Genomic DNA, 1,730 nt, shown 5'->3' on the forward strand with positions numbered 1-1,730 from the left:
GCGGAGGCGCTGACGCCGGTCTGGCGGAGCATGGCGGCCTCGATCGGGTCGTCGTAGTGGCCGGGCAGGCATCCGGCGGCCTTGCGCAGCTGCACCCCGGTCTCGATCAGCGGCAGGATCTCGCCGGCGGCTTCGTCGATGAACAGGGAGCGGACCTCGATGACGCCGGTGTCGGGGGTGGTCAGCCAGGCGCGGCCCCGGCTGGTCTTCTCGATCGGGATCTTGGAGGCGTCGTAGCCCTGGCCGACCATGCCGTCGCCGAGGACGACGTTGGAGGCGCCGGGGCTCTCGACGCGCATGGCCATGCGGGCGGCGAGGTTGCCGCGCAGGCGGGGGGTGACGATCTCGGCCTCGGGGTACTGGGTGGCCAGCGCCAGGACGATGCCGACCGCGGCGCCGACTGCGGCGATCTGGGCGAGGAGTTCGGTGATTTCCTCGGCGTACTTGCCGGAGGGGCCGTTCTTGGCGGTGTAGGTGGCGAGTTCGTCGATGATGACCAGCTCGATACCGCCGAGCTTGTCGATCAGCTTCTCGTTGGCCTTCGAGAGCCCGGCCTCGACGAGGATCTCGGTGCGGCGGTTCATCTCCTCCACCATCAGGCGAAGGAACTTGACGAGCCGTCCGGGGTTGCGGCGCACGAAGGTGGCGAGGGCGCGGGCGTGGGGGACGTATTCGCCGGCGCCCTTGCCGTCGAAGAGCCGGATCCGCACCCGGGGGTCGAGCATGGCGGCGGCGAGCAGGTTGGCCAGGCCCATGCCCTTGCCGGAGCGGGTGGCGCCGGCGAACAGGAACGAGTAGTCGGACAGGGTCGGGCGCAGGACGTTGCCGCGCTTGTCGAAGGCGAGGGGGAAGCCGTCGCGCCAGGTGTTGACCTGCTTGGTGCGGCCGGCCGCGAGGGGGTTGCGGCGGGTGGCGAGGAACGGGTCCTGGCCGCAGGCCCAGATCGCCATCCGGCGGCCGTTGGAGCCGACCTGGCGGATGTCGAGGTTGGTGCGGTCGATGCCCATCGCGGCGGCGATCTCGTCCGCCTTGTCGCGGGCCTTCTTGACGGTCACGTCGGGCAGGTCGATCACGGCGTGCCAGGCGTTGGGCACGGCGGGGTCGATGGCGCAGGGGGTGACCATGGTCAGGCGCTGGCTTTCGCCGATGACCTTGGCGGCCTTGAACGCCCGGTCGAGCATCGACTCGGTCAGCGGGTCGCCGTCGGACAGCGCCCGCACGTCCGCGTCCCACACGGTCTCGCGGTCGGGGCGGCGGCCGAGGAAGGCCTCGAAGCCGAGGACGGCGGTCGCCCCGAGGAGCAGGCCGGCGGTGCCGAGGGCGATGTAGGCGGCGAGGACGGCGGCGGCGGGAATGCCGTAGGCGACCAGGGCTCGGGCGAAGCGGATCCGGCGCCGGTTGGACTTGGCCTTCCTGTGGGCGGCGACTGCGGCGACGGCGACGGCGAGGGCGGCCTCGGACTGCTTCTGGGCCAGTGCCCGGTCACCGGGCAGGAGGGTGAAGCGGGCGCGGCGGGCCAGGTCGCGGGCCTCACGGGCGGCGATGTGGGCCTGGTGGCCGGCGGCCTGCACGTGGGCGCCCTCGAACCCGGCCGTCCACTGGTGGGATCGCCGTATGCCGCGCCAGGCCTGGGCGGCGTGCCCGCGGGTGGTGCTCTGGCGGGCCAGCCACCGCCGCGCGGAGCGCCGCAGCTGCTTGGCGCGGGCGCGGGTCATCGTGCGCCGCCCCTC

General features: G+C 73.1%; 1 protein-coding gene. It reads right to left on the bottom strand.

The features are described from left to right. On the bottom strand, positions 1-1,715 hold a 1,715-nt coding region (locus tag IE329_RS39785), incomplete at its 3' end, for an FtsK/SpoIIIE domain-containing protein (protein WP_190215949.1). Positions 1,716-1,730 lie beyond the last annotated feature (15 nt).

This window comes from Kitasatospora indigofera, from assembly GCF_014655955.1.
In the GTDB taxonomy this organism is placed as follows: domain Bacteria; phylum Actinomycetota; class Actinomycetes; order Streptomycetales; family Streptomycetaceae; genus Kitasatospora; species Kitasatospora indigofera.